The 25,850-nt window shown below is 63.8% G+C and carries 21 protein-coding genes; 5 read left to right on the plus strand and 16 right to left on the minus strand.

The window, feature by feature from the left end; genetic code table 11:
* On the plus strand, nucleotides 1-298 hold a 298-nt coding region (locus tag G503_RS0107245), incomplete at its 5' end, for an IS3 family transposase (protein ID WP_028025967.1).
* Between the two features lie 83 nt (nucleotides 299-381).
* Here the strand turns inward: G503_RS0107245 and G503_RS0107250 are convergent.
* Together G503_RS0107250 and G503_RS0107255 are read right to left on the minus strand one after the other, a co-directional pair.
* Nucleotides 382-1,566, minus strand: a complete 1,185-nt coding sequence (locus G503_RS0107250) for an acyl-CoA dehydrogenase family protein (RefSeq protein ID WP_028027054.1) — start codon at nucleotides 1,564-1,566, stop codon at nucleotides 382-384.
* 120 nt (nucleotides 1,567-1,686) lie between these two features.
* A complete protein-coding gene (locus G503_RS0107255; RefSeq protein WP_028027055.1) occupies nucleotides 1,687-3,768 on the minus strand; it encodes an oxidoreductase in 2,082 nt (693 codons plus the stop codon).
* A gap of 464 nt (nucleotides 3,769-4,232) precedes the next feature.
* Between G503_RS0107255 and G503_RS0107260 the strand changes: the two genes are divergently transcribed.
* Nucleotides 4,233-4,886, plus strand: coding sequence for a TetR/AcrR family transcriptional regulator (locus tag G503_RS0107260; protein ID WP_028027056.1), 654 nt, complete (start codon nucleotides 4,233-4,235; stop codon nucleotides 4,884-4,886).
* Nucleotides 4,887-5,054: 168 nt separating this feature from the next.
* Complete coding sequence (locus tag G503_RS0107265; protein ID WP_028027057.1) at nucleotides 5,055-6,269, plus strand: acyl-CoA dehydrogenase family protein; 1,215 nt, start codon at nucleotides 5,055-5,057, stop codon at nucleotides 6,267-6,269.
* Between the two features lie 238 nt (nucleotides 6,270-6,507).
* Here G503_RS0107265 and G503_RS0107270 read toward each other — a convergent pair whose 3' ends face one another.
* The 4 genes from G503_RS0107270 to G503_RS0107285 form a co-directional block, all read right to left on the minus strand.
* The gene (locus G503_RS0107270) at nucleotides 6,508-6,807 is read right to left on the minus strand and encodes a 4Fe-4S dicluster domain-containing protein (protein ID WP_028027058.1); all 300 of its coding nucleotides are present in this window, start codon (nucleotides 6,805-6,807) and stop codon (nucleotides 6,508-6,510) included.
* Nucleotides 6,804-8,105: an FAD-dependent oxidoreductase gene (locus G503_RS0107275; RefSeq protein WP_028027059.1), complete on the minus strand. Its 1,302-nt coding sequence runs from the start codon at nucleotides 8,103-8,105 to the stop codon at nucleotides 6,804-6,806. Before G503_RS0107275 ends, G503_RS0107270 begins: the two co-directional genes overlap by 4 nt.
* 100 nt (nucleotides 8,106-8,205) lie before the next feature.
* Entirely contained in the window at nucleotides 8,206-9,090 is an 885-nt protein-coding gene (locus tag G503_RS0107280; protein WP_028027060.1) for an electron transfer flavoprotein subunit alpha/FixB family protein, read from the minus strand.
* 52 nt (nucleotides 9,091-9,142) lie between these two features.
* Nucleotides 9,143-9,898, minus strand: a complete 756-nt coding sequence (locus G503_RS0107285; RefSeq protein WP_028027061.1) for an adenine nucleotide alpha hydrolase family protein — start codon at nucleotides 9,896-9,898, stop codon at nucleotides 9,143-9,145.
* Between the two features lie 295 nt (nucleotides 9,899-10,193).
* On the opposite strand from G503_RS0107285, the gene G503_RS0107290 reads away from it, so the two are divergent.
* Complete coding sequence (locus G503_RS0107290) at nucleotides 10,194-10,979, plus strand: enoyl-CoA hydratase/isomerase family protein (RefSeq protein ID WP_028027062.1); 786 nt, start codon at nucleotides 10,194-10,196, stop codon at nucleotides 10,977-10,979.
* An 88-nt stretch (nucleotides 10,980-11,067) separates the two neighbouring features.
* On the opposite strand, the gene G503_RS0107295 is transcribed toward G503_RS0107290, so the two are convergent.
* The 8 genes from G503_RS0107295 to G503_RS0107330 all read right to left on the minus strand — a co-directional run bounded on the left by G503_RS0107295 (nucleotide 11,068) and on the right by G503_RS0107330 (nucleotide 21,044).
* Nucleotides 11,068-12,042, minus strand: a complete 975-nt coding sequence (locus tag G503_RS0107295; protein WP_028027063.1) for an MBL fold metallo-hydrolase — start codon at nucleotides 12,040-12,042, stop codon at nucleotides 11,068-11,070.
* Between the two features lie 16 nt (nucleotides 12,043-12,058).
* Nucleotides 12,059-13,600 carry an MFS transporter gene (locus G503_RS0107300; RefSeq protein ID WP_028027064.1) on the minus strand — a complete coding sequence of 514 codons (1,542 nt, stop codon included), beginning with the start codon at nucleotides 13,598-13,600 and terminating at the stop codon, nucleotides 12,059-12,061.
* Nucleotides 13,601-13,618: 18 nt separating this feature from the next.
* Nucleotides 13,619-14,485 carry a MaoC/PaaZ C-terminal domain-containing protein gene (locus G503_RS0107305; RefSeq protein ID WP_028027065.1) on the minus strand — a complete coding sequence of 289 codons (867 nt, stop codon included), beginning with the start codon at nucleotides 14,483-14,485 and terminating at the stop codon, nucleotides 13,619-13,621.
* Nucleotides 14,486-14,516: 31 nt separating this feature from the next.
* Nucleotides 14,517-16,109 carry a crotonobetaine/carnitine-CoA ligase gene (gene caiC, locus G503_RS0107310; RefSeq protein ID WP_028027066.1) on the minus strand — a complete coding sequence of 531 codons (1,593 nt, stop codon included), beginning with the start codon at nucleotides 16,107-16,109 and terminating at the stop codon, nucleotides 14,517-14,519.
* 96 nt (nucleotides 16,110-16,205) lie between these two features.
* Complete coding sequence (gene caiB, locus G503_RS0107315) at nucleotides 16,206-17,426, minus strand: L-carnitine CoA-transferase (protein ID WP_035022338.1); 1,221 nt, start codon at nucleotides 17,424-17,426, stop codon at nucleotides 16,206-16,208.
* Between the two features lie 78 nt (nucleotides 17,427-17,504).
* Nucleotides 17,505-18,653: a crotonobetainyl-CoA dehydrogenase gene (caiA, locus tag G503_RS0107320; RefSeq protein WP_028027068.1), complete on the minus strand. Its 1,149-nt coding sequence runs from the start codon at nucleotides 18,651-18,653 to the stop codon at nucleotides 17,505-17,507.
* A gap of 41 nt (nucleotides 18,654-18,694) precedes the next feature.
* Entirely contained in the window at nucleotides 18,695-19,675 is a 981-nt protein-coding gene (aes, locus tag G503_RS0107325) for an acetyl esterase (protein ID WP_028027069.1), read from the minus strand.
* A gap of 31 nt (nucleotides 19,676-19,706) precedes the next feature.
* Nucleotides 19,707-21,044, minus strand: a complete 1,338-nt coding sequence (locus G503_RS0107330) for an MFS transporter (protein WP_028027070.1) — start codon at nucleotides 21,042-21,044, stop codon at nucleotides 19,707-19,709.
* Nucleotides 21,045-21,438: 394 nt separating this feature from the next.
* Here G503_RS0107330 and G503_RS14290 point away from each other — a divergent pair, with 394 nt between their 5' ends.
* Complete coding sequence (locus G503_RS14290) at nucleotides 21,439-22,905, plus strand: response regulator transcription factor (protein ID WP_051191035.1); 1,467 nt, start codon at nucleotides 21,439-21,441, stop codon at nucleotides 22,903-22,905.
* A gap of 567 nt (nucleotides 22,906-23,472) precedes the next feature.
* Here the strand turns inward: G503_RS14290 and G503_RS0107340 are convergent.
* Together G503_RS0107340 and G503_RS0107345 are read right to left on the minus strand one after the other, a co-directional pair.
* Nucleotides 23,473-25,170: an AMP-binding protein gene (locus G503_RS0107340; RefSeq protein WP_028027071.1), complete on the minus strand. Its 1,698-nt coding sequence runs from the start codon at nucleotides 25,168-25,170 to the stop codon at nucleotides 23,473-23,475.
* Nucleotides 25,171-25,178: 8 nt separating this feature from the next.
* Entirely contained in the window at nucleotides 25,179-25,757 is a 579-nt protein-coding gene (locus G503_RS0107345; protein ID WP_016308678.1) for a helix-turn-helix domain-containing protein, read from the minus strand.
* Nucleotides 25,758-25,850: the final 93 nt, after the last annotated feature.

Genomic DNA, 25,850 nt, shown 5'->3' on the forward strand with positions numbered 1-25,850 from the left:
TCTCCACTCCGACCAAGGCTGGCAGTACCAGCAGCTTGCCTATCAGAGGCGTCTTGAGGAGATGGGCATCACGCAGAGCATGTCGAGAAAGGCGACCTGCCTGGACAACGCCTGCATGGAAGGGTTCTTCGGGCACTTGAAAGACGAGTTCTACCGCGGCCGGGAGTTCGATTCCTTCGACTCCTTCAAAGACCAGCTAAACGACTACATCGTCTATTGGAACACGCGACGCTACCAAGCCCGATTGAAAGGAATGGCCCCGGTGCAGTACCGGAGCCATTCGATGAGGGCCGCTTGAGAGCTTTATTTAACCGTCCCACTTTTGGGGTCTAGTTCACGCAGCAGGCCCCTTTGCTTCCGAGTTGAAATCGCGGGTACGATTTAGATGGTCCAGAGGTAATCCGGATCCTCGGCAGCCTTGGCGTACTCCTTGAGGATGCCACGGCCGGAGATGTGCACCATGATCTCCACGGTACCGCCGCCGATCTGGAAGCCACGGCAGTCGAGCATGAGGCGGGACACGCGGGTCTCGTCGGTGAAGCCGAGGCCGCCCATGAGCTGCAGGGCGCGAGAGCACACGTCGGTGAGCGCCGGGGCGCCGTAGCGCTTCAGCATGGCGGCGTCGTTGTTCACCGGAATGCCGTTGTCCATCTTCCAGCAGGTGCGGTACAGGAAGTTACGGGTGTTGGTCAGAGCGATCTGCATCTCAACGATGTGCTCCTGCACGAGCTGGAAGGTCTTGATGCCCTTGCCGAACTGCTGACGCTCGTTAACCCACGCGCAGGCGTCGTCCATGGCGGCCTGGGCCTCGCCGAGGAGCTCGGCCAGAAGCACGCAGCGCTCCCACTCGAAGTTCTTCATCAGCTGCAGGAAGCCCTTGCCCTTGATGCCGAGCAGCGCGCTCTCCTCCACCACCACGTCGTCGAAGATGATCTTCGAGAAGGGCATGATCTGCATGCCGATCTTGTTCAGCGGCTCGATGGTGACGCCCTTGGCGTTGGCGGGCACCAGGTACATGGACATCTCCTTGTTCTCAGCGGAGGGGTCCTCGTCCTTGCACACCACGATGAAGCCGTCGGAGTTCTCGCCGGAGGTCACCCAGGTCTTGGTGCCGTTGATGTGGATCTTACCGTCGGCGTCCTTGGTGGCGGTGGTGGTCATCCACTGGTTGGCGGAGCCGGCCTCGGGCTCGGAGATGGCCAGGCAGTACGGCGGGTAGCCGTTCTCCTTGTAGTAGTCGATGGCGTACTGGATCTGCTCGGGGGTGCCGAACTCGACCATGTCGAACATGATGAGCAGGTTGGGAGCCATGGGGATGTTGCCGCCGCAGTGGTTCAGCTCCTCGATGATCATGGCCATGGTCTGGTGGTCAACGGGCTTTCCACCGTACTCCTCGGGCAGGCCGTACATTCCCCAACCGTCGTCAACCCAAGCCTTGGCCACCTCGGGGGCGATGCCGCGGTTCTTGTAGCCGGCGGCGATGACTTCCTCGGTCAGGTGCTTCTTGCCCCACTCGCGGATGCCGCGCTTGATCTCGAGCTGCTGCTGGGAATAGCTGAAATCCATTTCTTCCTCCTTAAAGGCTTTGACTTTATTCAAAACGCTGCTGCGTTTGAACCGAAATTGGAAAGCGGGGCGCCGCGCCGGCGAGGTGCGGCGCCCGGGTTATCGGGGTTAAGGCCCGATTTAGATGGCCATCGAGGCCTCGTAGCCGCCCTTGACGGCCTCGAGGGTGCGGTACACCTTGCCGTCGGGGGTGGTGGCATCGCCGATGAGCTTGGCATGCGGCCACACCTTCACGACCTCGTCGTAGAGCTTCGTGTTGGCCTCGACACCCACCGAGGTGAGCACGGTATCGCACTCGAGCAGCTGCTCCTCGCCGGTCTCCACGTTCTTCACCTTGGCGCCCTTCTTGGTCACCTCGATGAGCTCGGTGAGCGGCATGAGCTTCACGCCCTTCTTCTTGAGCAGGTTAATGGTGGGGTTCTTGTCGATGATGCCGATGCCGTTGCCCAGCTTCTTGGCGGGGTCGATAACGGTGATCTCGCGGTTGTCGCACATGGCCTCGGCCACTTCCAGACCGGCGAAGCCGCCGCCCACGACCACGACGCGCTTGCCCACGATAGCGGTGGGACCGGACGCCATGTTCAGGCCCATGCGCATGAACCCGACCGTGCCGCCCTGGGCCTTGATGGCGGCCACCGCGGCCTTCCACAGCATGCCCTTGCCCTCGGGCACCACGCCGTTGCACATGGCCTTGATGTCCTCGGACTTCACGACGTTCTTGCCGTCGATGCCGGGCACGTCGATGGGGATGATGCCGCCGCCGGGCGAGAGGATCACCTGGTCGGCATTGAGGGACTTCAGGTAGTCGACGTCGACGTCCTGCTTGAGCACCACCTTGATGTTGTCGTGCAGGCCGGACTCCTCCTGCCAGTAGCTCACCAGAGGCTCGATGTTGGCATTCAGCACCTGGGCCATGTTCAGCAGGCCGCCCACGCGATCGGAGTGGTCCACCACGGTCACCTTGTGGCCGCGGATGGCCGCGACGCGAGCCGCTTCCATGCCGCCGGGGCCGGCGCCCACGACGACCACGTGCTGCAGCTCGGTGGCCGGATGATCCTCGGGCAGACCCACTTCCACGCCCTGCCACACGTTCGCGTTCACGGAGCACTGGCACGGCTTGCCGATGAAGATGTTGTCCAGGCAGCGCGAGCACACGATGCAGGGACGCACCTGCTCGGGATGACCCGCGGCCACCTTGGCGGCCGTGGCCGGGTCGGCGATGAACTGACGGGCCATGCCCACCGCGTCGCCGTAGCCCTCGTTGACCACCTTGTCGCACATGTCCAGGGTGTTGATGCGGGTGCCGGGGAACACGGGCTTGCTCGTCACGGTCTTGCACTGCTTGGCCAGGTCGATGAACTCGCCCTCGGGGACGATCTGGTTGGCCACGGGGCGCGGAGCCTCGTGGAAGCCGGCCTGGATGGACCAGGCGTCAACGCCGTGGGCCTCGATGATCGGGATGAGCTCGAGGGTGTCCTCGATGCGGTTGCCGTCGGGCATGAGGTCGTCGGCGGAGATGCGCACCAGGATCGGCATGTCGTCGCCGCAGGTCTTGTGGATCTCGTCGATGATCTCGGTCAGCAGGCGGGCGCGGTTCTCCGGGCTTCCGCCGTACTCGTCGGTGCGGTGGTTGGAGTACTTCGACAGGAAGCGCATCACCATGTAGCCGATGCCGGCGTGGATCTCGACGATGTCGATGCCGGCGTCCTTGCAGCGACGGGCAGCCTCGCCGTACTGCTTCACGACCTGGGCGATCTCCTCTTTGGTGTACTCGCGCTCGGGCATGCCCACGAACGGGCCGGAGGGCACGTCGGCCGACGGCGCGTAGGACAGCAGCGGGTCATCGCCGGAGGCGCGCCACTCGTAGCACAGCTGCAGCTGAGCGGCAACCTTGGCGCCATGGGGGTGGCACACATCGGCGATGCGCTTGAAGCCCGGGATGAACTCGTCGTCCCAGCAGCCGCAGGCGCCGGTGGTCGTATGGTACTTGGGCTCGGTGCCGAAGCAGTCGCACACATAGCAGGAACCGATCTCGATCAGGCCCACGCCACCCTTGGCGCGCTGCTCGTAGAAGTCGACCAAATCGTCGGTGACGTGGTAGTTATCCACCTTCTCGATGGTCATCGGGAGCATGACGAAACGGTTCTTCAGCTCCACATTGCCGATCTTGAGCGGCTCCAGCAATTTCTGGTACTTTGCCACAGCGTAACTCCTTTCTTCCTTACTTCCCCGTAGAACGTAAAGGATATCGGGCAGTTTTACCGTCCTGCGTAGCCTGGACCCTCATGTTCGCGATCCTGTCCCACGCGATGGAACATTCGCCACCCAATGCGACCCGTCTTGACCGGTATTGCGAGCAACCCTGTCATCCCAAGTCTCCTCTTGCTCTTTATTCTACGGACTTCAGTCGTATTTACGATGGACAGATATCTATATTTGTGTATTCAAGTATCGGCAATTCTTTTCAGATCATAGGTAAATCATTGACAATTCCTTTCTTTTGACCCTCAAAACGCGCATATTTAGTGGTCTATTATCAAGATAATTTGCCCACTATCGGAAAAATGACCGCTTTTCGGCCCCAAAACCCTCTTATAATAGATGCATCGTTGAACGCCGGGGTCGTGCCCCGGCCAGGCTTACCGGTTACACGAGGAGGGGCCCGCATGAATGCCCTCAACACCATGCTCTTGATCTCGGACGCCTTCGTCGAGCTATGCGACGAGATGCCGCTGCGGAAAGTGTCCATCAGCGACATCGTGGCGAAGACGGGCAAGAACCGCAAGACGTTCTACTACCACTTTGAGAACAAGGACAAGCTCATCATCTGGATCTTCCGCTACGATCTGGGCCAGGTGCTCAAGCAGCACTTTTCTGAGTCGGTGCTGCTCTACGAGGAGCCGAGCGACGATCCCGTGTCGCGCTTCCCCTATTACATCACCCAGAAATCCGGCGTGCGCTCGCTCGACCACGCCGAGTTCTTCCAGTGCTTCGCTGAGGTGCTGCAGGGACGGCGCAACTTCTACCGCCAGGCGCTGGTGGACAATGGCCCCTACTCGCTGCGCAACTACCTGTACGCGCTGTACCTGGCCGCCATGAAGCGCGACATCGATATCATCCTGTCGAACCGCTACCTGCCCCGCGAGAACATCGACTTCCTCGCCGAGTTCTACACCTGCGCGTTCCTGTACTACTATATCCGCCGCTGCGACCAGAACGGCGTGGAGATGCTGGCCGCTGATTGCGGGCCTTTCGCCAACATCATCCACAGCTCGCTGGAAAACGAGATCAAGGAAGCCCAGATGCGCCGAAACCTGTAGCGTCGCGCGGCGATGAAGCCTGTTTCAGCGCCCGTCCTCCCGCTATAGTTTCTGTCTATTTGCCATTGAAAATTTGCGGACGGTTCCTATTGGACTTCCCGTTCGCGGCGCTGTCAAACTGGTCATCAGGGAATAGACGCGCATGCGCACGATCAGTTAGGAGGATTCATGGGTAAGCTTTCAGAGGAAGAGTTCCGCGAGTTCCTGAAGCAGGTCCGCGAGCTGGCCGAGGGCCCGTTCGAGGAGATGCAGAAGGAGGTGGAGGTCACCAATAAGTTCCCGCAGGAGTTTATTGACATGGCCATCGCCAACAACCTGTACCGCTACGCTCTGCCCGAGGAGTACGGCGGATGGGGCTTCAACGAGAAGCAGATTCTGCAGGTCCAGGAAGAGTTCTCTCGCGGCCCGGGCGGCATGCGCATGCACCTGCACTACGCTGCCGACCTGAACTGGCGCATCCTCGACGACTTCGGCTGCGACGAGCTGAAGGCCGAGTTCATGCCGCAGTTCGCCGACAAGTCCGTGTTCACCGTGTTCGCCCTGACCGAGCAGACCGGCGGTACCGGCGCCGACCTGCACACCACCGCCGTGAAGGATGAGAACGGCAACTGGATGCTCAACGGCGAGAAGTGGCTGATCTCCCACACCGACGTGGCCCAGTACGCCTACGTCATCGCCGTGACCGACCCCGAGAAGAGCGGCGACGAGCGCTTGTCCGCCTTCTGGGTGCCCATGGACGCCGAGGGCTTCGAGCTGGTGCCCATGCCCCACATGATGGGCTGCCGCGGTGCGGGTCACGCCGGCTTCAAGATGACCAACGTGACGCTGCCCCCGAAGTGCCTGCTCGGCGCCGAAGGCGAGGGCATGAAGGTGGCCATGCACTCTCTCGCCATCTCCCGCGTGCACATCGCTGACTCCAACCTTGGCATGTGCCAGCGCATGCTGGAGATCTCCATCGCCCGCGCCCGTGACCGCGTGACCTTCGGCAAGCCGATCATGCAGCGTCAGGCCATCAAGATGAAGCTCGCCAACATGGCCACCATGATCCACGCCCTGCGTTGCATGGTCATCGACTTCGCCGAGGAGTACGAGAAGGACCCCATGGGCGAGTACATCGCCGAGAAGGCCGCCATGTGCAAGCTGTTCTCCATCGACTGCACCCGCCTGGTGTCCGACGAGATGCTGGAGATCTTCGGCGGCGACGGCTACTTCGAGGATAGCCCCTACGGCCCGACCGAGCGCCTGTACCGCGACTGCCGCGCCATGTGGCTGGAGGAGGGCGCTCCCACCGTGCAGCGCATCACCATCGCCCGCGAGCTCGACAAGCACAACGGCGTGCTGGAGTACCCCGAATCCGACTGGATCGCCGGCACCAACCTGTAGCCTAGGCTGCTCGTTCCCTGTAGCTGAAGGACCCCGCCCGTGCGGGGTCCTTTTCTGTGCCCCGCGGCACAGTCCCGAGTGCAAGAACGCCCCGCGGCCACGCCGCGGGGCGTTCTTGTATGCGCAGCGTGGATGTTGCGAGGTGCCCCGTATGCGCGTCTTCTCACCGGGGCGGCTGAAGCCGCCCCCTACAGAGCCGTCGTCAACGAGTGCTCTCCCGTGGGGGCGTCGGCGCCCCCTACCCGAAGCGGTACTCCACGCCCATGGTGGGCTGGGGCATGTCCCACTTGGCGATGATGGTGTCGCCGCAGGCGATGCGGCAGGTGCCGCACTCCAGGCAGCCGGCGTAGTCGAAGGAGGTGTTGCCCTCCTCGTCGATCTTGTACAGGGCCGCCGGGCATACGCGCACGAGCTTCCTGAACTCCTCCATGTCGGGGTCCTCGACCAGCTCGATATGGGCGTTCTCCTCGTCGACCTCGTACTTGTTCGCGCTCAGGTACTCGTCGACGTTCACGGTAATGGTCGCGATCTCGCTCACAGTGCGCTCACCGCCTTCTTCATCTTCATGGCGGTCTTGATGAGGCCGCGCTTCTTCACGATGGGCATAATGCGCTTGCGCAGGGGCTGCTGGGGCTGCCCGTCCACGCTGAACATGGCGTTGAACACCTCTTTCACCATGACCGGGTAGTCGGTGAACATGGTGTCCCACTCCTCCATGACGTGGGGCCACTTGCTGAACGTGCGCAGGTCCTGGATGACGAAGGAGTCCTCCATGCGGCGCTGATAGCCCGCGAGGCCCGCGGCGCTGGTGTCGCCGGAATCCAGCGCCTCCACCGCCGCCTCGGCGGCCATGCGGCCCGAGGCCACGGCGAAGTCCATGCCGCGCACCATGTAGCCGAGGTTCATGCAGAGCATGGCGGCGTCGCCCGCCACCAGCGCCCCGTCGAAGGTGTAGGTGGGGATCATGTTGTAGCCGCCCTCGGACACCATGTGGCCGGAGTGCTCGACCATCTTGGCGCCGCGGATGATGGGGGCCACGGCCGGGTGGTTCTTGAAGTCCTCCAGCATCTGGTAGACCGGCACGGGGTTCGCGCCGTCGGCCGCCGTGGAGACGGTGGCCACCAGGCCCAGCGAGATGGAGTCCTTGTTGGTGTACAAAAAGCCGCCGCCGACCTGGCCCTTGGTGCAGTCGCCCACGAACAGCATCGCTGCGCCCTCGCCCTCGGGCACGAGGAACCGGTCCTCGATGCGGTCAGCGGGAAGCCCGAACACCTCCTTCACGCCCACGGCCATCTCGTGCGGCTTCGGGCGGGGGTTGCCGAGCGAGCGCTCGGACAGGAGGGCGTTGGCGCCCTCGGCCACAATGACCACCTCGGCGGTGATTTCGTCCTCGCCGGCGCGCACGCCGCACACCTTGCCCGCCCCGTCGCGGATCAGCTCCTCCACGGCGATGCCGCAGATGTACTCGGCGCCGGCGGCCTCGGCCTTCTCGGCGAGCCACTGGTCGAAGGGGCCGCGCAGGACGCTGTAGGAGTCCTTGCCCTCCTCGGCGAGCTCCGCGGAGGTGAAGTCGATGGTCATCTCCGAGTCGGGGCTCAGCATGGCGATGCGCTCGTGGGTGATCTTGCGCTCGAGCGGGGCTTCCTCCTCGAAGTTCGGGAAGACCTGCTTCAGCGCGTGCGAGTAGATGCGTCCGCCGGTCATGTTCTTCGCCCCGGCGTAGTTGCCGCGCTCCACCACGAGCACGCTCTTGCCGGCCTCGGCCGCCACGTAGGCCGCCACGGCGCCGGCGCAACCCGACCCGACGACGATGATGTCGAAATCTGCGTCAGACACTCTTCTCTCCTTTCACATTTCGGTTCGGCGGCGAGGGCCGCGAGGGCGCGACGACCATGGCATGCGCCGCGCCCTCGCGGCCTCTCCCCCTCGAACAGGCTTACAGGGCCGCTGCCACCGCAGGCAGCACGTCCTTCAGATCGCCCACCAGCCCGAAGTCGCACTGCTTGAAGATGGGGGCGTTCTTGTCCTTGTTGATAGCAAATACCATGCCAGAACGATTGCAGCCGACCATGTGCTGCATCTGGCCGGAGATGCCGCAGGCCACGTAGGCCTTGGGGGCGAGCGCGAGACCGGAAACGCCCACGTAGGTGCCCGACGGCATCCAGTCCACGCCCTCGGTCAGCGGACGAGAGCAGGCCAGGCCGCCGTCGATCTTCTCGCACAGGGCCCGGGCCAAATCCAGCTCGCTCTCCTCGGCGAAGCCGCGGCCGGCGGCTACCACGGCGTTGGCCTTGAACAGGTCGGCGCCGCCCTTCTCGCGCTCGCGGGAAGACTTCAGGGTCAGCGGCACGGCGGGAGCCACCCACGCGACCTCTTCCACCACGCCGGCGCCGGAGGGCACGGCGCCCTCGAAGGTGCCGGGGGCCACGGTGTAGAAGGCCACGCCGCCGGCGGCCTTGCGCACGCGCTCGCCCACGCCGCCGAAGTACAGGCTCTTCGCGCCCGCATCGCCCATCTCCACCACGTCGGTGATGACCGAGGCGCCCGCGGCGGTGGCCAGGCGACCAGCCACGCTCTTCACATGGCGGCGCGGCTCAGCGAGCACCACCGATGGGGCCTCGGCGTCGTAAATGGCCTGCACGGTGGCGTAGGCGTCGTCAGCCACGGCGCCGGCGGGCACATTCACCACGATAGTCTTGTCGGATACGCCCTCGGGAGTCTGCCCGAAGGTGACGAGGACGACCTCGTCGGCCAGGGTGCGGGCGCCGGCGGAAAGCTCGCGGGCGGCGTCGGCGGTCTCGGCAATGACCAGTGCTTTCATGAAATGTTCTCCTTTACTCGAAGAAGTCGGTGAAATTCGGGAAAGGCCGGGGCTACAGGGCGGCCTTCAGAGCGGCGGCGAACTGCTCGATGGCGCCGTCGGCCGAGGCCTCCGCCACGTGGCAGGCGCGCTCGGCGGCCTCGGGCGCGGCACAGGACACCACGTCGATGGTGGCAGCGGGAACGCACGGGGCGGCCTTCACGTCCATGGGCTTCTTGCCGGCGGCCAGGATGTCCTTCATGCCGGGGATGCGCGGCACAGCCACATCGGGCGACACGGCCACCACGGCGGGCAGCGGCACGGCCACCTCTTCCACCACGTCCTCCAGCGTGCGCTCCACGACAAGCCCATCGCCTTCCACGGCCAGCTTGGTCACGGCGCTCACGGAGGGCAGCCCCAGGCGGGCGGCCAGCTGCACGTCCACCTGCTGGGCGTAATCGTCAGCCGAGCCGTCGCCGCACAGGACGACGTCGTAGCCACCGTCAGCCAGCATTGCGGCCAGCACCTCGGCGGTAGCGGCGGCATCCATGCCGGCCAGCGCGTCATCGGCCGCCATGATCAGATCGTCGACGCCGCGAGCGAGCACGTTCTTCTTCAGCTTGGAATCGTCGATAGAGGCGGGGCCGGCGGTCACGGCGGTCACCGTGGAGCCCGGATGGGCGGCGGCCAGCTGGGCCGCGGCCTCGATGGCGTTCAGATCGTAGGCGGACACAATGCCCTTGGCCTTCGAGAAGTCCAGCGACCGATCCCCCGCGATCTGAATATCCTGATCGTCGGGAACCACCTTGAATGCAACGACAATGTTCACTTCAGCACACTCCCTTCTTATGAGCAATCCTCGTGCTTGGGCCTTCCGCGGCACGCGCTCCTTTTATGTTGAGCGCCCCGCTTCGATGAGCCGCATTATTCGCGTTTCCGACGGCGCCCCGCATCGCTTAAACCCCGTGAAAGCATCGTTACTCAAAAGTTAGCGATAGGCCATATTCGGGGTATTCCCCATATACCGAGCCCCTTGCGATGCGCCGCCTCGGCCGCGCGGCCTACCATCGTCCATGGATGCGCAAGGCATCCGACACCTTACATTCCAACTTGAGGAGGAACCCATGGCAGACTACTTTGGCACCGACACCGTCGTCTCCGAGCTGCGCGAGGACGGCCTGCTGATCATCCGCATCAACCGCCCCGAGGTGGCCAATGCCCTGAATGGCGTCACATCGGCCGCCATGGAGAACATCATGAACCACGCGGAAACCGACAAGAGCGTGCGCGCCATCGTGGTCACCGGCACCGGCAAGGTGTTCTGCGCCGGCGAGGACCTCTCGGAGCTGTCCGAGGGCGGCGAATGCCAGACGGTCACCGAGCACGGCTTCGGCGGCCTGACCGCGCGCCTGTGCTCCAAGCCCGTCATCTGCGCCTGCAACGGCTCGGCCGCTGGCGGCGGCATGGAGATCGCCCTGTCCTGCGACATGGTGGTGGCCGCCGAGAACGCCAAGTTCGGCTGCACCGAGGTGGGCCTGGGCATCATCGCCTCCACCGGCGGCATCGTGCGCCTGGCCCGCGACATCAACCGCAAGGATTGTATGGAGCTGCTGCTCACCGGCAAGAAAATCAAGGCCCCCGAGGCCCGTGCCCTCGGCCTCATCAACTACGTGGTACCCGCCGAGGAGGTGCTCGACCGCGCCATCGAGCTGGCCGAAGAGTGCCTGAAAAACGCTCCGCTGGCCCTGAAGTGGACGAAGTACATCGTGCATGCCGCCGACCAGATGTCCGAAGAGGACGCCATGCGCTTCTCCGATGCCGCCTACCGCTTCCTTGAGAAGACCGAGGATGGCATCGAGGGGCCGGCGGCCTTCGTCGAGAAGCGTGCGCCCCAGTGGATCGGCCGCTAACCCCGCTTCTCTCCTCGTAACCGGAATGCTGCCTCGCATCCCAGCGAACTTTCCCCACGAGCCCGCCCCTCCGGCGGGCTCTTTCTCCTTAGTGAGGCGCCGCGCGATGTTCGATCTTTCCCGTTACGCGCAGATGCCGCAGCACGACCAGGGCCTCCAGCATGAAGTAGTAGCGCGCCATGGGCCTCGTCGCGTACCAGGACGTTGTCGAAAGGCCTGCGAGGGCACAGCGGGCCACCTCCTCGCCGTTCGCTCCTCTCCGATCGCACAGAAACGCGCGCACCGCCTTGGCGCGGGACTGTTTGCGGGCGATGAGGGTATCGACGCGACGAGCCAGAGCCGCACCGTCGCGTTCGGGATCGCCATGGCCGAACAGCCCAAGGCGAACAGGCAGGTCGCGCACGCGACGCAGATGGCGCAGATACAGACCGAAGCCGTCGACGCCATCGGGATGGGCGTCCACCGCAGGTGTCGCAGCGGGCAACACGTGGTCGCCCGCGAACAGAATGCCGCGATCGGGTTCGTACCAGCAGAGGTGATCGGGGGTATGGCCGGGCGTCTCCAGCACGCGAAACCGACAGCGTCCCACCGACACCTCATCGCCCTCGGCGACAAAACGGTAAGAGAAGCGCCCCAGAGGAAACGCGACGGTCTCGGCATTGCAGGCGCCGTAGGTGCACGCGTCTTCGAAGGAAGCGCCCAGAGCCCGCATCTCCCGCCGAAACTCCCCTTGGATGTGCCCGAGCCGGGCAGGCTCGCGGGCAACTACGGCGACGCGGCTCAGGCAAAGGGGCACCGATGCCGGCGATATCGAGGAAAGCACCCCCGCATGGTCGAAATGCCCATGGGTGAGCAGTACCTGGCACGCGCTGAAATCGACGCTCAGATCGCGCAGCGCCGTTTGCAATCGGCGCGCATTGCCCAGACCAGCCGCACCGGCATCCACGATCAACCATTGGCCGTCGTCGTGCAGCACATGGCAATTCGCCTCCCCCGCACCCAAGTTGGCAAAGGGAAGGCGAATACGGTAGATCGCGGGATCGTCGCACACCTGCTCAACCACGGGCGCTCTCCCGTCGTCAGCAGCGCGGGCGCACCGCGGGCACGCCTTCGATCTCCTGCAGCGCGCTCGTCTCGGCCAGCGACTTGCCACGCGTTTCCGGCGCCATAACAAAGGAAGTCGCCAACCCGCACAACACGAGCGCGGCCGCGGCCAACATCACCGGCCCCACGCCGCAGGAGCCGAGCAGCAGCGGAGTGGCGTAGGTGGCGGCGATGGTGCCGATGCGCGAGAAGGCGATGGCGATGCCCACAGCCGTAGCGCGCACCTCGGTGGGAAACAACTCGTTGGGATACAGCCACTGCAAGATGCCCGGGCCGCCGCTGAAGAAAGCGTACAGCCCGAAGGCGGCGATAACCACCGCGATGGGCGCCGTCGGCCACAGGCCCAGCACCAGCAAGCCGACGGCCATAAGCGCCAAGCTGACCAGCAGCAACGGTCGGCGCCCCATGGAGTTCAGCCAAAACATAGCGGGAATGCTGCCCACGAGGAAAAACAGGCTCACGGCGCTCTCGCCCAGAATGGCCTCATGACCCTCTCCCAGGCCGAAAGCCGCCATGATCTCGGGACCGAATGTGTAGATGGCGTACATAGGCACCACCTGGCACAGAATGAACACGCCCAAGAAGAACATGCGCTTCAGGTATCCGCCCCTAAGCAGCGTAGCCAGCGAGGTTTTCCGGGGAACCTCCTCGGGTTCCAACTCCACATCGGGACCGAACACGCGGGCTACCACGGCCGCCGCCTCGTCGGTGCGGCCCTTGCTCGCCAGCCACAAGGGCGACTCGGGAATATCGTGGCGCCCGATGAGCAATATCGCGCAGGGCACGACAGCGCTGCCGAGCATCCATTTCCAACCGTCCTCGACACCGTAGAGGGCATAGCCCACCACAGCGGCCACGGTGGCACCGAGATACCACGCCGCCGACACCAGGCCCATGGACACAGCTCGATGCTTCTTGGGCGTGAACTCGGCGATGAGCGAGGTGGCGATAGGATAGTCGGCGCCCACGAACACGCCGATGAGGAAGCGGGCCGCCACCAGCTGCCACGCCGTGGTAGCGAATACGCTTGCCAGCGAGAACACTGCGATGGCAATAATGTCGATAGTGAACATCTTCTTGCGCCCGACGATATCGGTGAGATAGCCCCCGAAAATGGTGCCGAAGAAGATGCCGAGCATGACCGATGCGCCGATAGCCGCGCTCTCGGCGGCCGTCAGGCTCATCATGGGCACGATCTGGGTGAGCGCCACCCCGATCAGCGAGAGCACATAGCCGTCGAGGAACGACCCGCCGCTAGAGAACAACGACACCTTGCGCAGAAACGGCGTCATCTGCACGTCGTCGATGCCCTTCTTGGCCGTGCGCCTCGTCTTGGCCGGAAGCTCGCGTAGCACCCGGCCCACCGAGCCGGCAGACCGCCTCAGCTGCTCTTCCCGGTAGGCGCGCTGAGAGCGCACATCGGGATTCACGTGCACGCACCGCACAGCGGCAGCCGGCGTCGCGAAACGCGCAGCAGGGGGACTCGTCACCTGGGTCTTGCCCTTAACCTCGCTCATCACAGCCCCTTTCCACCCTTAGTCCCACTCCAGCAGACAGGCGTTCAGAAACGGCTTGTCTGCGGGCGCATCGGCGTTCACCATGCGGAAACGCGCCTCGGTACCGGACACCTTCCACACCTGGGTGGCCAAACGCGTTCCGGGCAGCACCGGAGCCGTGAACCGGCATTTGAAGCGTCGCAGGCGCTCGGGCTGCCCCGGGAACAGCAGCACGATGGCATGGCGCATGGCGATGCCGGCCGTGCACACCCCGTGGTTGATGGGACGCGCAAGCCCGGTCTGCTCGGTGTAGCCCCAGTCGATATGCTGCTGGTGCCAATCTCCCATAAGCCGGTAGATCAGGGGCCACTGGTAACCGCACACCTCCTCGTACACCAAGTCGGGCGCGCGATCCGGGTAGTCCACCGCATCGGCCGGTGGCCGCTCGCCGCCGAAGCCGCCGTCGTAGATGCAGCAGTCGTAAGTCTCAACGGTGCACAGATGGGTGCCGTCCGCGGAGTAGGACTTCCCCACCTGCTTGGAAAGGGATCCGCGCCCCTCGCCGCGATCCCACAGAGCCTCTTGGGTCACATAGGTCTCTACATGGTCGCTCATCTTGAACGGCGCATGGAAGAAGGCGTCGATGCCGTAGTGCAGCGACCCCTCGTAGTTGAAGCCGTAGTCGAGCGTCGTGGTCATCTCCTCGTTCACCGTCAACGGCACGCCGAAGATGGGCAGTACCTTCAGTTGGGGCGCGGCCGCATCGTGCTCGTTCACATACTCCAGATCCGTCCTGCCATCCCATCCCGCCCCACAGCCGAGCGCGCAGATCTCCAAATCGCGGAACGTGTAATCGCGCACGAAGGGGCCGAAGGTGCGCCCGACGATCTCAGTGCTCACGGTCATGAGTCTCTCCTTTGAACAGATGCCCGGCCCCTCAGCCGAGCCGTTTCTTCTCCACCTTGCCCACGCTGGTATGGGGCAGGCTGTCCACTATCTCGACGATGGTGGGAACTTTGAAATCGGCCAAGCGACAAGAGCAGTAGGCCGTTATCTCCTCGACGGGTACCTCGCACCCTGTGATCGGCACCACGAAGGCCTTCACCGCCATATCGCGCACCGGATCGGGCACGCCGACGACGGCGGCTTCGGCCACTGCCGGATGGTCGGCCAGCACCTCCTCCACCTCGGAGGCCGAGATGTTCTCGCCGGCGCGTTTGATCATGTTGCCCTTGCGGTCCACGAAGTAGAACCAGCCGTCGCCGTCGCAATACCCCTTGTCGCCGGGGAGGTGCCAGCCCCCGTCGTCGAGAGCCGCGGCCGTGGCGGCCTCGTCGCGGTAGTAGCCCTTCATAAGGGATACGCCGGGAATACCGCGCACGGCGATATCCCCCACCTCGCCCGCCGCGGCGCGCTGTCCCTCCTCGTTCAGGATGGTCACCTCGTAACTGGGACCGGGCCGACCCACGCTGGGCCAGCGCCGCGGGCCGTTCACGCGGTCGGTCAGCACCCAGCACACCGTTTCGGTGGAGCCGTAGCAATTCTGCAGGCGCACGCCGAACCGCCTCTCGAAGGCCTCCTTCTCGCTATCGGCCATGGGCAGGTAGTACTGCACCGACCGCACGCAGTGGTCGCGGTCGGCCGGATCGGACGGCTGCATCATCATGGTGCGCGCCATCATGGCGACCAGCTGAATGGCCGTCGCGCGGTAGGCGCGTACCTGGGACCAGTACCGCCGCGCGCTGTACTTTTCAAGCATGACGAGGGTGGCGCCGGCGGTAAGCACGGGCATGAGCGCCGCGGTCTGGAAGTTGGAATGGAAGGCCGGCATCGTGGTGAGCAGGCGGTCGGTCGACACAAGACCGCACTGCCACTCACCGTAGCGGCCGGCGAAGATCAGGTTGGCATGGGTCAGCTCCACCCCCTTCGGGCACGAGGTGGTACCCGAGGTGAAGATGATCATGGCCGTGTCGAGGGGATCGAGCGAACGCGTCTCGCCCAGCTGATCGGAACAGGCCGCCACAGCGGCGTCGAAGTCGACGGCCTGGCCGAACAGCGGCGCACCCGACCCATGGGCGATGAGCACATGCTCCATGGCATAAGGCCGCACGCCCTCGCAAGAGCCCGCGCAGCTGCCCTCGGGCCGCGGCGCGTCGGCGCAGTAGCAGCACTGGCAATCGGGTTCGGCCACCACGGTGCGGATGTCGCATTTTTCGAACACGAAAGCCGTCTCTTCCAGTTTGTGCTGCATGTTGATGGGTACCGCCACCGCCCCTATCTTGGCCAGGGCGAAGGTGACGCTCACATACTCGGGCGAGTTGTACAACTGAATGGCCACGTTCTCGCCTTTGCGGATGCCCAAGGCCAGAAAGTAGTTCGCCGTCTGGTTGACGAGACGGTCGAATGCCTCGTAAGTGAACGTGCGCTCGGCGCCGAAACGGTCCTGGCTCACCAGGAAGAGACGATCGCCGCGACTGGCGGAAAGTTCGTTCCACAAGTCGCGGAGATTCTCGTTACCCCCGATAGCCATTGCCTGATCCTCCTTCGCATGCGCGCTTATCCTGGAGAGGAACCCGCCCAGGTGCGGGTTCCTCGCTGTCGTTTCCTTGAGGTCCGGGGCCCGCACCTAGTTCTCGCCGCGGCGAATGGCGCCTTCCTCCTCCAGAGCCGCCATTTGCTCCTCGGTGTAGCCGAGCTTGGAAAGCACGTCGGCCGTGTCGCCGCCCTTGGCAGGCATGGGACGCCAAATGCGACCGGGCGTCTGCTCGAAGCGGGGCATGGGCGACAGGCCCTTGAAGGTCTCGCCGTCGGCGGTTTCCCACTCCACGAAGTTGCCGCGGGCGGCCATGTGCGCATCGGCCACCATGTCCTCGAACTCGTAGACGCTCTGGGCGGCGATGGCCTGCTCGGCCAGGATGTCCTCGAGCTCCAGCTTGGTGCGCTCCTTCAGCCACGCCTCCAAACGACGTTCGAACTCCTCGGCGATGGGCATCGACAGCCACAGCGACGCGGTGTCGTCGGGCAGCTCGGGCGTACCCCAGGCCTCGCCCAAGCCCAGCGTCTCCAGCATCCACTTGTTTTGGCGGATGCCGAACAGGTTCAGCGCGATGAAGCCGTCGGCGCACTCGTAGACGCCGATGCCGCAGAGATTCTGGTTGCGGGCGCCCGCGCGAGGCCACTTAATGCCGTCGTTCAAGTAGTCCACCAGGTAGTACTGGCTCATGTACATAATGCCCTCGTACATGGCCCAGTCGATGGACTCGCCCTCACCCGTGCGCTCGGCCTTGCGCAGGGCCGCCAGCGATGCGGCGATCAGCAGGTAGGAATTGATGTAGTCACCGGAATAGGGCATGGTGATCATGGGCTGCTCGGGCGTGCCGTTCTGACAGGTGAAGCCAGCATACGGACCCACGGTGCCGTCGTAGGCCGGGCGCTTCACGCGATCCGGGTCGCCGAACTTGCCGTAGCCGGAGCAGTGCACGATGACGAGCTTCGGGTTCACGGCCCACATGTCCTCGTCGGTAAATCCCTTGCGCTCCCACGTGCCGCCCTTGGACGATTCGAAGAAGATGTCGGTGTCGCGCAGCATGTCCAGCAGCACCTGCTTGCCGCCGGGGGTGAACTGGTTCAGCTGCACCGAGCGGCAGTTGCGGCGCTCGGCCTGGGCAGCGTTCTTCGCATCGCGCACGGTGTCGCCGTAGCCGATGTTCTCCAGCCAGATAACATCGGCGCCCCAGTCGGCCATGATGTTGCAAGCACGCGGGATGGCCTCCTCCATGGCGGCGAAGACGATCCTCACGTCGTCCAGAACGCCGAAGGACGGTTTCTCGGTGGGAATGGCAGCCATTTCTCTCTCCTTTGCAAAAAGTAATCTGGTAATGTCCTCATGTCAGAGGTTCGCCCAAGGAAGCCCAAGGCGCTTTACTTACTGGCGGTACTTGATGGAAGCGCCCTTAGATGTGGCCAGGATCATCATCTCGTCGGTGCCGCCAGAGACGCGGTCCACGCGCAGGTCGCGCCAGATGCGGTTGATGCGGTGCTCGGATGCCACGGCGATGCCGCCCATCACCTGCATGGCGTCGTCGGTCACCTCGAACGAGGCGTTGGCGCAGTAGTACTTGCACATGGCCGCCATGGCCGGATCGAAGTCGCCGCCGTTGTTGTCGGCCATCCAGGCAGCCTCGTACAGCATGTTGCGCATGTTGGTCAGCTTGATGCACATCTCGGTGATCTTCAGCTGGTTCAGCTGGAAGCGGCTGATGGGCTTGCCGAAGGCCGTGCGGGTGTTGGCATGCTTCATGGCATCCTCGAAGGCGCAGATGGCCGTGCCGTAGTCGCAGGCGCCCACGAGCCAGCGCTCGAAGTTGAAGTCGGACACGCCGCGCATGAAGCCGTTGCCCTCCTTGCCGAAGATATCCGATTCCTCCAGCTCCACGTTGTCCAGGTACACCTCGCAGCAACTGTCCATGCGCAGGCCCAGCTTCGGCAGGGGCGACAGCTTCACGCCGGGCTTGGACATATCCACGAAGAACTCGGTGAATACCGACTCGTCATCGGCGTTCTTGGCCATGATGACCAGATACTTCACACCCGCCGACGAGGTGATGAAGGTCTTAGTGCCGTTCAGGTAGATCTTTCCGTTCTCGCGCTTGTAGGTGGTGGCCAGCGCGCTCACATCGCTGCCGGCGCCCGGCTCGGTGCAGGCGGAGTTCCAAATCTGCTCGCCGGAGCCCAGCGTGCTCATGACGGCGTCGATCTGCTCGGGCGTGCCCTCGCGGATGATGGTCTCGAAGCCGGGCAGCTGGTAGAGCACGTAGGTGGGCGCGCCGTAACGGCCGAGCACCTCGTAGACGGCCATCAGCGTCACGCAGGGCTGCTCAAGCCCTAAGCCGCCGTGGGACTCGGGCAGCATGATCTGGTCGAAGCCGAGCTCGCACAGGCCGGCCACCCAGCGCAGGGGGTACTCGTGCTTCTCGTCGCACTCGTGAAAGTAGGTCTCCCAGTTCTCGCTTTCCATGTATTCGCGGTAGCTGTCGACGATCAGCTCCTGCTCGTCGGTGAGTTTGAAGTCCATGGCTTTCGTTTCTCCTTTCGAAATGGTGGGCATGACGGGGCCTAGAGCCCGAGCGTCTCGCGGTAGAACGTGGCCGCATGTTCCAAGGCGTCGTTCGCCGCATCCAGCATCTTGGTGTAGTGCAGGAAGGCGTGGATGACGCCTTCGAACATCTCGTAACGGCACGGAATGCCGTACTGCTCGCAGATGGCCGCCAGGCAGGCCGAGTCGTCGCGCAGCGGATCGAACTCGGCGGCCGCGATGTAGCAGGCGGGCATATCGCGGGTCAAATCGTTGATGAATAGGTTCGCATAGGGCTCCCGCGCCAGCGTTTCCGGATCCTCGGCATACAGCCCCATATAGAACTGCCAGTCCTCCTCGGCCAGGCCGTCCCACGGGCCGCCCAGAAGCCGCATGGAGGCGGAATCGGTCAGCCCGAACCAGCCGTAGAACAACAGCAGGCACCGCACGAAACCGGCTCCGCCGCACTCCTCGCGCAGATACAGCGTGGCAGCCAGCCCCAAGTGTGCGCCACCCGAGTCGCCGGCGAAGGCCAGACGGCCGCCGTCGATGCCCCAACCTGCCCCCTCCCGGTGCAGGAAGGAGGCCACGGCAGCCGTCTCGCGCACGGCGCTGGGGTAGCGCGCCTCGGGCGAGAGCCGGTAGTCCGCGGCCACCACGGGCACGCCCGTCCGCTCGGCCAGGATGCGGCAGATGCGGTCATGGGTGTCCAGGTTGCCCAGCACAAACCCTCCGCCGTGCACGTACACAATGGCCGGCGACAGCTCCCCCGCCGCCAGCGGACGCGGATAGTAGCGGCGCACGGCAATGATGCCCGAGGGTCCCTCCACTGCATCGTCGACCACCTGAGCCAGCTTCGGCGCCCCCTCGTTCCACCAGGCCCGCCCGGCCACGTAGTTCTCGCGCATCTGAGCGAAGCCGGCGCTCGTGTCGTTCGCATCCCCCGCCAGGGCGTCCTCCTGGGCCAGCACGGCGCTCATCTGGGGGCTGATGCGGGACAGCACATCGATCTTATTCGGCATGGCGCGCTTCCTTTCCTAGAGCGGACGGGTGCTATACCGTGGCCTCGCCGCCGGCGATCTGCTGGGCCTCGGCTTCCTCGGCGGCGTCCACCGTCTCGGCACCGAAGTGCTTCTTGATGGAGCGCAGCAGCATGATCAGGCAGAGGCAGCCGATGACGCCGAACATGATCTCGAAACCGAAGATGCTGTTGTAGGCCGCGATACCCTGGGCGTCGATCAGGCCGCCGTACCAGGTGTGGATGAACACGTCGGGCAGAAAGCCGATGACGGAGAGCAGACCGGCGGCAGTGCCGAAGATGCGCATGGGGATCTTGATCTCCGAGAGCGGCGAGGAGCCGATGGAGAAGGCGCCGTAGGTGGTGAAGCCGAACACCACGACCAGCACGGCGGCCACCAGGGAGCTGCCCGGATCATGCGGGAACAGGATGAAGCCCACCAGCACGGCCATGGACAGGATGAAGGCGCCCAGGATGACCTTGGAGGGGCTCTTCAGCTTCGTGGCCAAAAAGCCCACCACCGGGCCGGCGATAAGGCCGATGCCGTAGGTGCGGATAAGACCCACCACATTCACCAGGTTGCCGTCGGCGTCGAAGCACTGGGTGAGGTAGGGCGTGGTGTAGGTGGCACCCTGGTACACAGCGTACACGCAGAAGTAGGCGACGCAGGCCCAGATGACGCCCGGGTGCTTGATGGCCTCTAAAGCCTCCTTCACGCTGAACAGCTTGGCATCCTTGTTGATCTCGCCCGCAAAATCGGGAATGAGAAAGATGGAGGCCACGCCGAGCACGGCGATCATCACGGCCAGGAAGACGAGCATCACCTGAACGCCGGCCACCACGTTGGAGATGGCGGCGATGATGCCAGCGTTGATGAGACCAATCACCAGGCCGGTCACGCCGTAGATGGAATAGCTGATACCGATCTTGGAGGCATACTCGTCCTCCTCGCAGCACAGGCGAATCACCTTGAAGCGGGTGCCCCACCACACGAGAATGGAGGTAACGCCCATGAGCACGAACAACACGAGGCAGATCTGCACCGAGGGCAGCAGGGCGTACACGCCCACGAGCACAGCCGTGGCGAGGAAACCGCCCACGGCCAGGGTGCGCATGCGGAACTTATCGGCCACGATACCCGAGGGCAGGTAGCAGATCATGGCTGCGATGCCGTAGGCCGACACCATCAGGCCCAAATCGGCGTTGCTGCACCCCAGGGCCTGCATCAGCGGATCGTAGAACACGTTCTTCAGGTACATGGGCGCGTAGATGATAGACGAGCCCATGGAGATGAGCACGACGAGTGCCCACTTGTGAAGCGACGTCAGATCCTTGTACGTCACTTCCCCCTTGCTCTTTGCAAGCAACGACATGGTGGTGCTTCCTTTCTCTTGCGTCAGGCCCGGCACCCCCGCCGAGCGGCCCCACAGGACCCCGCGAATCCTTTTCGCGTACCTGACCGATCTGCTGAGCATTGTGGAATCGCAACCGCGTCACGCCATCGCTCGAAGACCATGAAAGCGTCGTTACCTAGTTTTTTGCGAGGCGCGCGAAAAGATCGCAAAGTCGGCTTTTCCATCGCAAAACCCCGATGAGATAGGGAATACTCAAAATGTAGTGATGCCCTTCCGCGATGGTGATTCATATACTCAAAAGCCGACGCAGCAGGTTTGAGAGAGTACCCAGGGAGCCGATGCGGAAACACGCTGTGCTATAGTGGGACAGCGCCGCGCGACCCTCGACGAGACGAGACAGGAAGGCCCGCCCATGGATGCCACGCGCCCCGAAACCGACTCAAACGCGGAAAAGCACCGCCAGGCGATCGCCGTTTTCCTTGATCGCCCCCTTATGAAATATGTCGGCTTCGCGCTTCTGCTCGTATGGCATTACACCCTGTGGTTCATTCCCGATTTCTTCTTCGACGTGCAGCTGCTGGACGATCGCGTTACCGTCAGTTGGATTGTCAGCCTTTTGGGTTCCTCGCTGTTCTTGTTTCTCATAGCGGCCCTGCTGGGACGCAAGCGCCGTCTCAGCGATTGCCGCATGGCACTGCCCGTCGCCACCGCTGTTGCCGTTGCCGGAACCCTGGCCCTTGGCTTTCTCCCCTTCCAGCTCGCGGCGGCGCCTGCCTACTTCGCCATCGCCCTCGTGATCAGCGCAGCCGAGGCCGTGCTGTGGATCCTCTGGGGCGAGCGGTATGCCTGCATCGATGCGAGTTTCACCATCAACCGCATCGGCACAGTGTTCGGCCTCACGCTGTTCTTCTGTGTTCTTATCGCCTATCTGCTGCCCTCGCTGCTCACTGCCCCCTTTGCCGCCCTGCTGCCCCTTGTTTCCGGCCTCGCTCTCGGCGTCACCCGCACCGACGGTCGCGACACGTTCCCCGCGCTGCTGCCACGCAGCGCCACCAAGAGCGGTTTCAAGAACATGCTCGGCGTCAGCTTCGTCACCCTGTTCGCGTGCGCCGCCTGCTACTTTCTCAGCTGCATCATCCCCTGGGAGCAGCTGCCCACCTCCGATGACTCGTTCTCCTTCGGCATCCTGGGCGGCGCCCTGTTCATCCTGGTCATCGTTGGCATCTACACCTTGTCGCGCAACCACCTGAACATCTTCAAGATATATCCGGCCCTGCTGGTTGCGCTCATGGTGGGATTCGCGCTGTTCCTCTCGACACCCCTGTTGTGGCTTGCCGCGTTCGTCATCGGCATCGGCATCCAAGCATTGTTCGAGGTGCTGCTCATCATGTACTTCGGCATTCTGACCACCAAAGGCTACGCCACCCCGGCTCTCACCTTCGCCATGGCCGGAGGCTTTGTACGCCTCGGCTTGGCGGCGGGAAATTCGCTGGCACTGTGGTACGAGAGCATGCCGCTTGCCACAAGCAACCTCATCACTCCCCCCACCTGTCTTGGCTTCATGTGCTTGCTGGCCATCGTGCTCATACCTCTCGTGCGCATGGAGTTCAGCATCGTGGCGCTCACTGCCGCCCCTCCAACGAAAAACGAGGTGGAGGAAATCTGTGCCGAGGTGGCCGCCGAGTTCGCCCTGTCGGCCCGCGAAAGCGAGATATTGCTGCTCATCGCCCGCGGCCACACCACCAGCTCCATGGCCGACAAGCTGGTCATCTCCCCCTACACCGTGAACACCCACATCCGCCACATCTACGACAAGATGCAGATCCACAAGCGCAGCGAGCTTTTGAACTACCTGAATATGCAGCGCTCCGACTTCTAGGACAGCCGGCGCGCGAAGGTACGCGCCCCTCAGCTGAGACTTCGCATCGAATGACGTGCGCTCCCCGCATCCGTACTGTGCGACAAGAGCGACCGCATGGCTTGTCGCTCTGTTGCAACCCTTGGAACCGTGCTGGTATTTCCGAGAGAGCGGCACAACTCGCTCGGGCGGCTCACGCGGTGCAACAAACAGGAGCTGATAGACCTGGTGAGAGCAACTGCCGAGACCATCCCCGACCCCGAACCCGCCTGTGACAATTTTCGCGATTTTCAGAACCGCGAGCACAACAGAGAGGGCATTTTGTTCTGATAACCGTCATTTCAGTGCTTGTTTTGCCTCTTTTTGCTGCTGCGAGTTCTGATAATCGCAAAAAAATGCCAGCGCCCCCGTCTCCTCTGTGCGAGCAATTTCCGTAGGGGCGGACTTCGGCCCGATTGTCGGCCTTAGTTGATTGGGCGGGGCAAGCGCTGCCCCTACGGAGGCAATCCCCCGACACCCCCCAACATCAAGCGAGGGGCACCGGCTTTGCTGCGGGCGCCCCTCGTCGGCTTTCTGGATGGCACTACCCTACTGGCCGGACTTCACCAGCTCCTCTGCCATTTCGCGCAGCTTGAACTTCTGCACCTTCATGGAAGGGGTCATGGGGAAATCGTCCACGAAGAACACGCGCTTGGGCACCTTGTAGCGGGCGATGCGCGGGATGGCGTACTCGCGCACATCGTCTTCGGTCATGGCCTCGAAACCGGGGCGCACGCGAATGAAGGCGCCGACGATCTCGCCGAGACGTGCATCGGGGATGCCCACCACCTGGGCATCCAGCACGCCGGGCATGGTGAGCAGGAAGTTCTCCACCTCAAGGGGGTAGATGTTCTCTCCGCCGCGGATGATCATGTCCTTGATGCGGCCCGTGACGCGGAAATACCCGTCCGCATCCACCGTGCCCATGTCGCCGGAGTGCAGAAAGCCGTTCGCATCGATGGCCTTGGCCGTCTCCTCGGGCATCTTGTAGTAGCCCTTCATGACGTTGTAGCCCTTGCAGCACAGCTCGCCGTGCTCGCCGGGGGCGCAGATGTGCCCATCGTTCACGTCGAGCACGCGTACCTCCACCGGCGGGTGCGCCCGGCCCACGGTCTCGCACTTGTGGGGAATGTCGTCGTCCACCGAGGTCTGGGTGAACACGGGACTCGTCTCGGTGAGGCCGTAGCAGATGGTCACATCCCGCATGTTCATGCGCTCCATCACCTCGCGCATGGTCTCGGGCGGACAGGGGCTGCCGGCCATGATGCCCGTGCGCAGATGGGACAGGTCGAAGGAGTCGAAATCCGGGTGGTTCAGCTCGGCGATGAACATGGTGGGCACGCCGTAGACCGCCGTGGCGCGCTCCTTGTGCAGGGCCTGCAGCACCAGCTCGGCGTTGAAGTCCTCCACGATGATCATGGTGCAGCGGTGGGTGAGCGAGGCCATGACCCCGAGCACGCAGCCGAAGCAGTGGAAGAAGGGCACCGGCAGGCACACGCGGTCGCACGCACCCAGCTTCTGTCCCTCGCCGATGTAGAAGCCGTTGTTTAGGATGTTGCGGTGGGTGAGCATGACGCCCTTGGGGAAGCCCGTGGTGCCGCTCGTGTACTGCATCATGACCACGTCGTTGTTGTCGAACTGGCCCTGGGCCCACTCCAGGGAGCTGTCGGGCTTGTGCTGGCCGAGCAGCAGAAGCTCCGGCACGCTGTAGAAGCCGCGGTGCTTCTCGGGTCCCATGTAGATGAGGTTCTCCAGGAAGGGATACTCCTCCGAGCGCAGGAATCCGCGCTGCACACCCAGCGATTCGGGCACCAGATCGCGGATGATCTTCAGGTAGTCCACGTCGCGATAGGCGTCGATGACGCACAGCGCCTTCATGTCCGACTGCTTCAGCACGTAGTCCAGCTCGTGGGACTTGTACACCGGGTTCACCGTCACCATGACCACGCCGATCTTGGCGGAAGCGTACATGAAGGTGAGCCAGTCGGGGATGTTGCGCGCCCACACGCCCAAGTGATCGCCCGGCTTCATGCCGATGGCCAAAAGACCCTTGGCCAGGTTGTCGGTGCGCTCGTCGAAGTCGCGGTAGGTCCAGCGCAGGTCGCGGTCGGGATACACCACGAACTCGTGGTCGGGGTCTTTCGCCACCTGCTCTTTCAGGTAGGCGCCAAGGGTCAGCTCCGAGTGCAGCGGGTAATCCGGAGACCCGGGCACCGGCGCGGCGTCAATCTTATTCTCTTCCGTCATCGCGCCTCCTAAAAGGGGGTATATACACAAGCAAGGAACTTCGCGTTCTGGCCCGCGTGGGCGCGCACCTGGTGGGGCACGATGGAGTCGTAGTAGATGGACTCGCCGGGGCCGAGCACGTAGGTCTCGCTGCCGTACTCGATCTCGATGGAGCCCTCCATGCCGTAGAGCCACTCCTCCCCCTCATGGGAGTCCAGCTTGTGCGTGGCCTCGCCGGTGGGGGTCACCGTGATGATGAAGGGGTCCATATGGCGGGACGGACGGCCCGCGGCCAAGCTGAAATAGGCCAGGTCGCCGGCATCCTTGGCAGTCTGGAGCGATTTCACGCGCTCCACCTCGGCCATGGCCTCGGCGCTGATATAGGCCGGCCCGAAGTCCTCGTCGTCATCCATCAGGGTACCCAGGCGCACCCCGAGGGCGCGAGTCAGCTTGATGAGGGGCGCGAGCGACGCGGGCACTTCCCCGCCTTCCAGCTGCTCGATGAGTGCCACGTCGCAGCCGCAGCGATCGGCCAGATCCTGGGCCGACAGGTGGTGCGCCTCGCGCAGGGTCGTGATCTTGCGCCCGAGCTTGTTGTCCTCAGCCATAGCCTCTCCTTCTCCTAGGGTATCGGCGTATCATACACGAAAACACCTGGGAAAAGAAGAAGCCGACGGACGGGCCGTCGGCTTCGCGGAGCC

This window comes from Adlercreutzia mucosicola DSM 19490, from assembly GCF_000422625.1.
In the GTDB taxonomy this organism is placed as follows: domain Bacteria; phylum Actinomycetota; class Coriobacteriia; order Coriobacteriales; family Eggerthellaceae; genus Adlercreutzia; species Adlercreutzia mucosicola.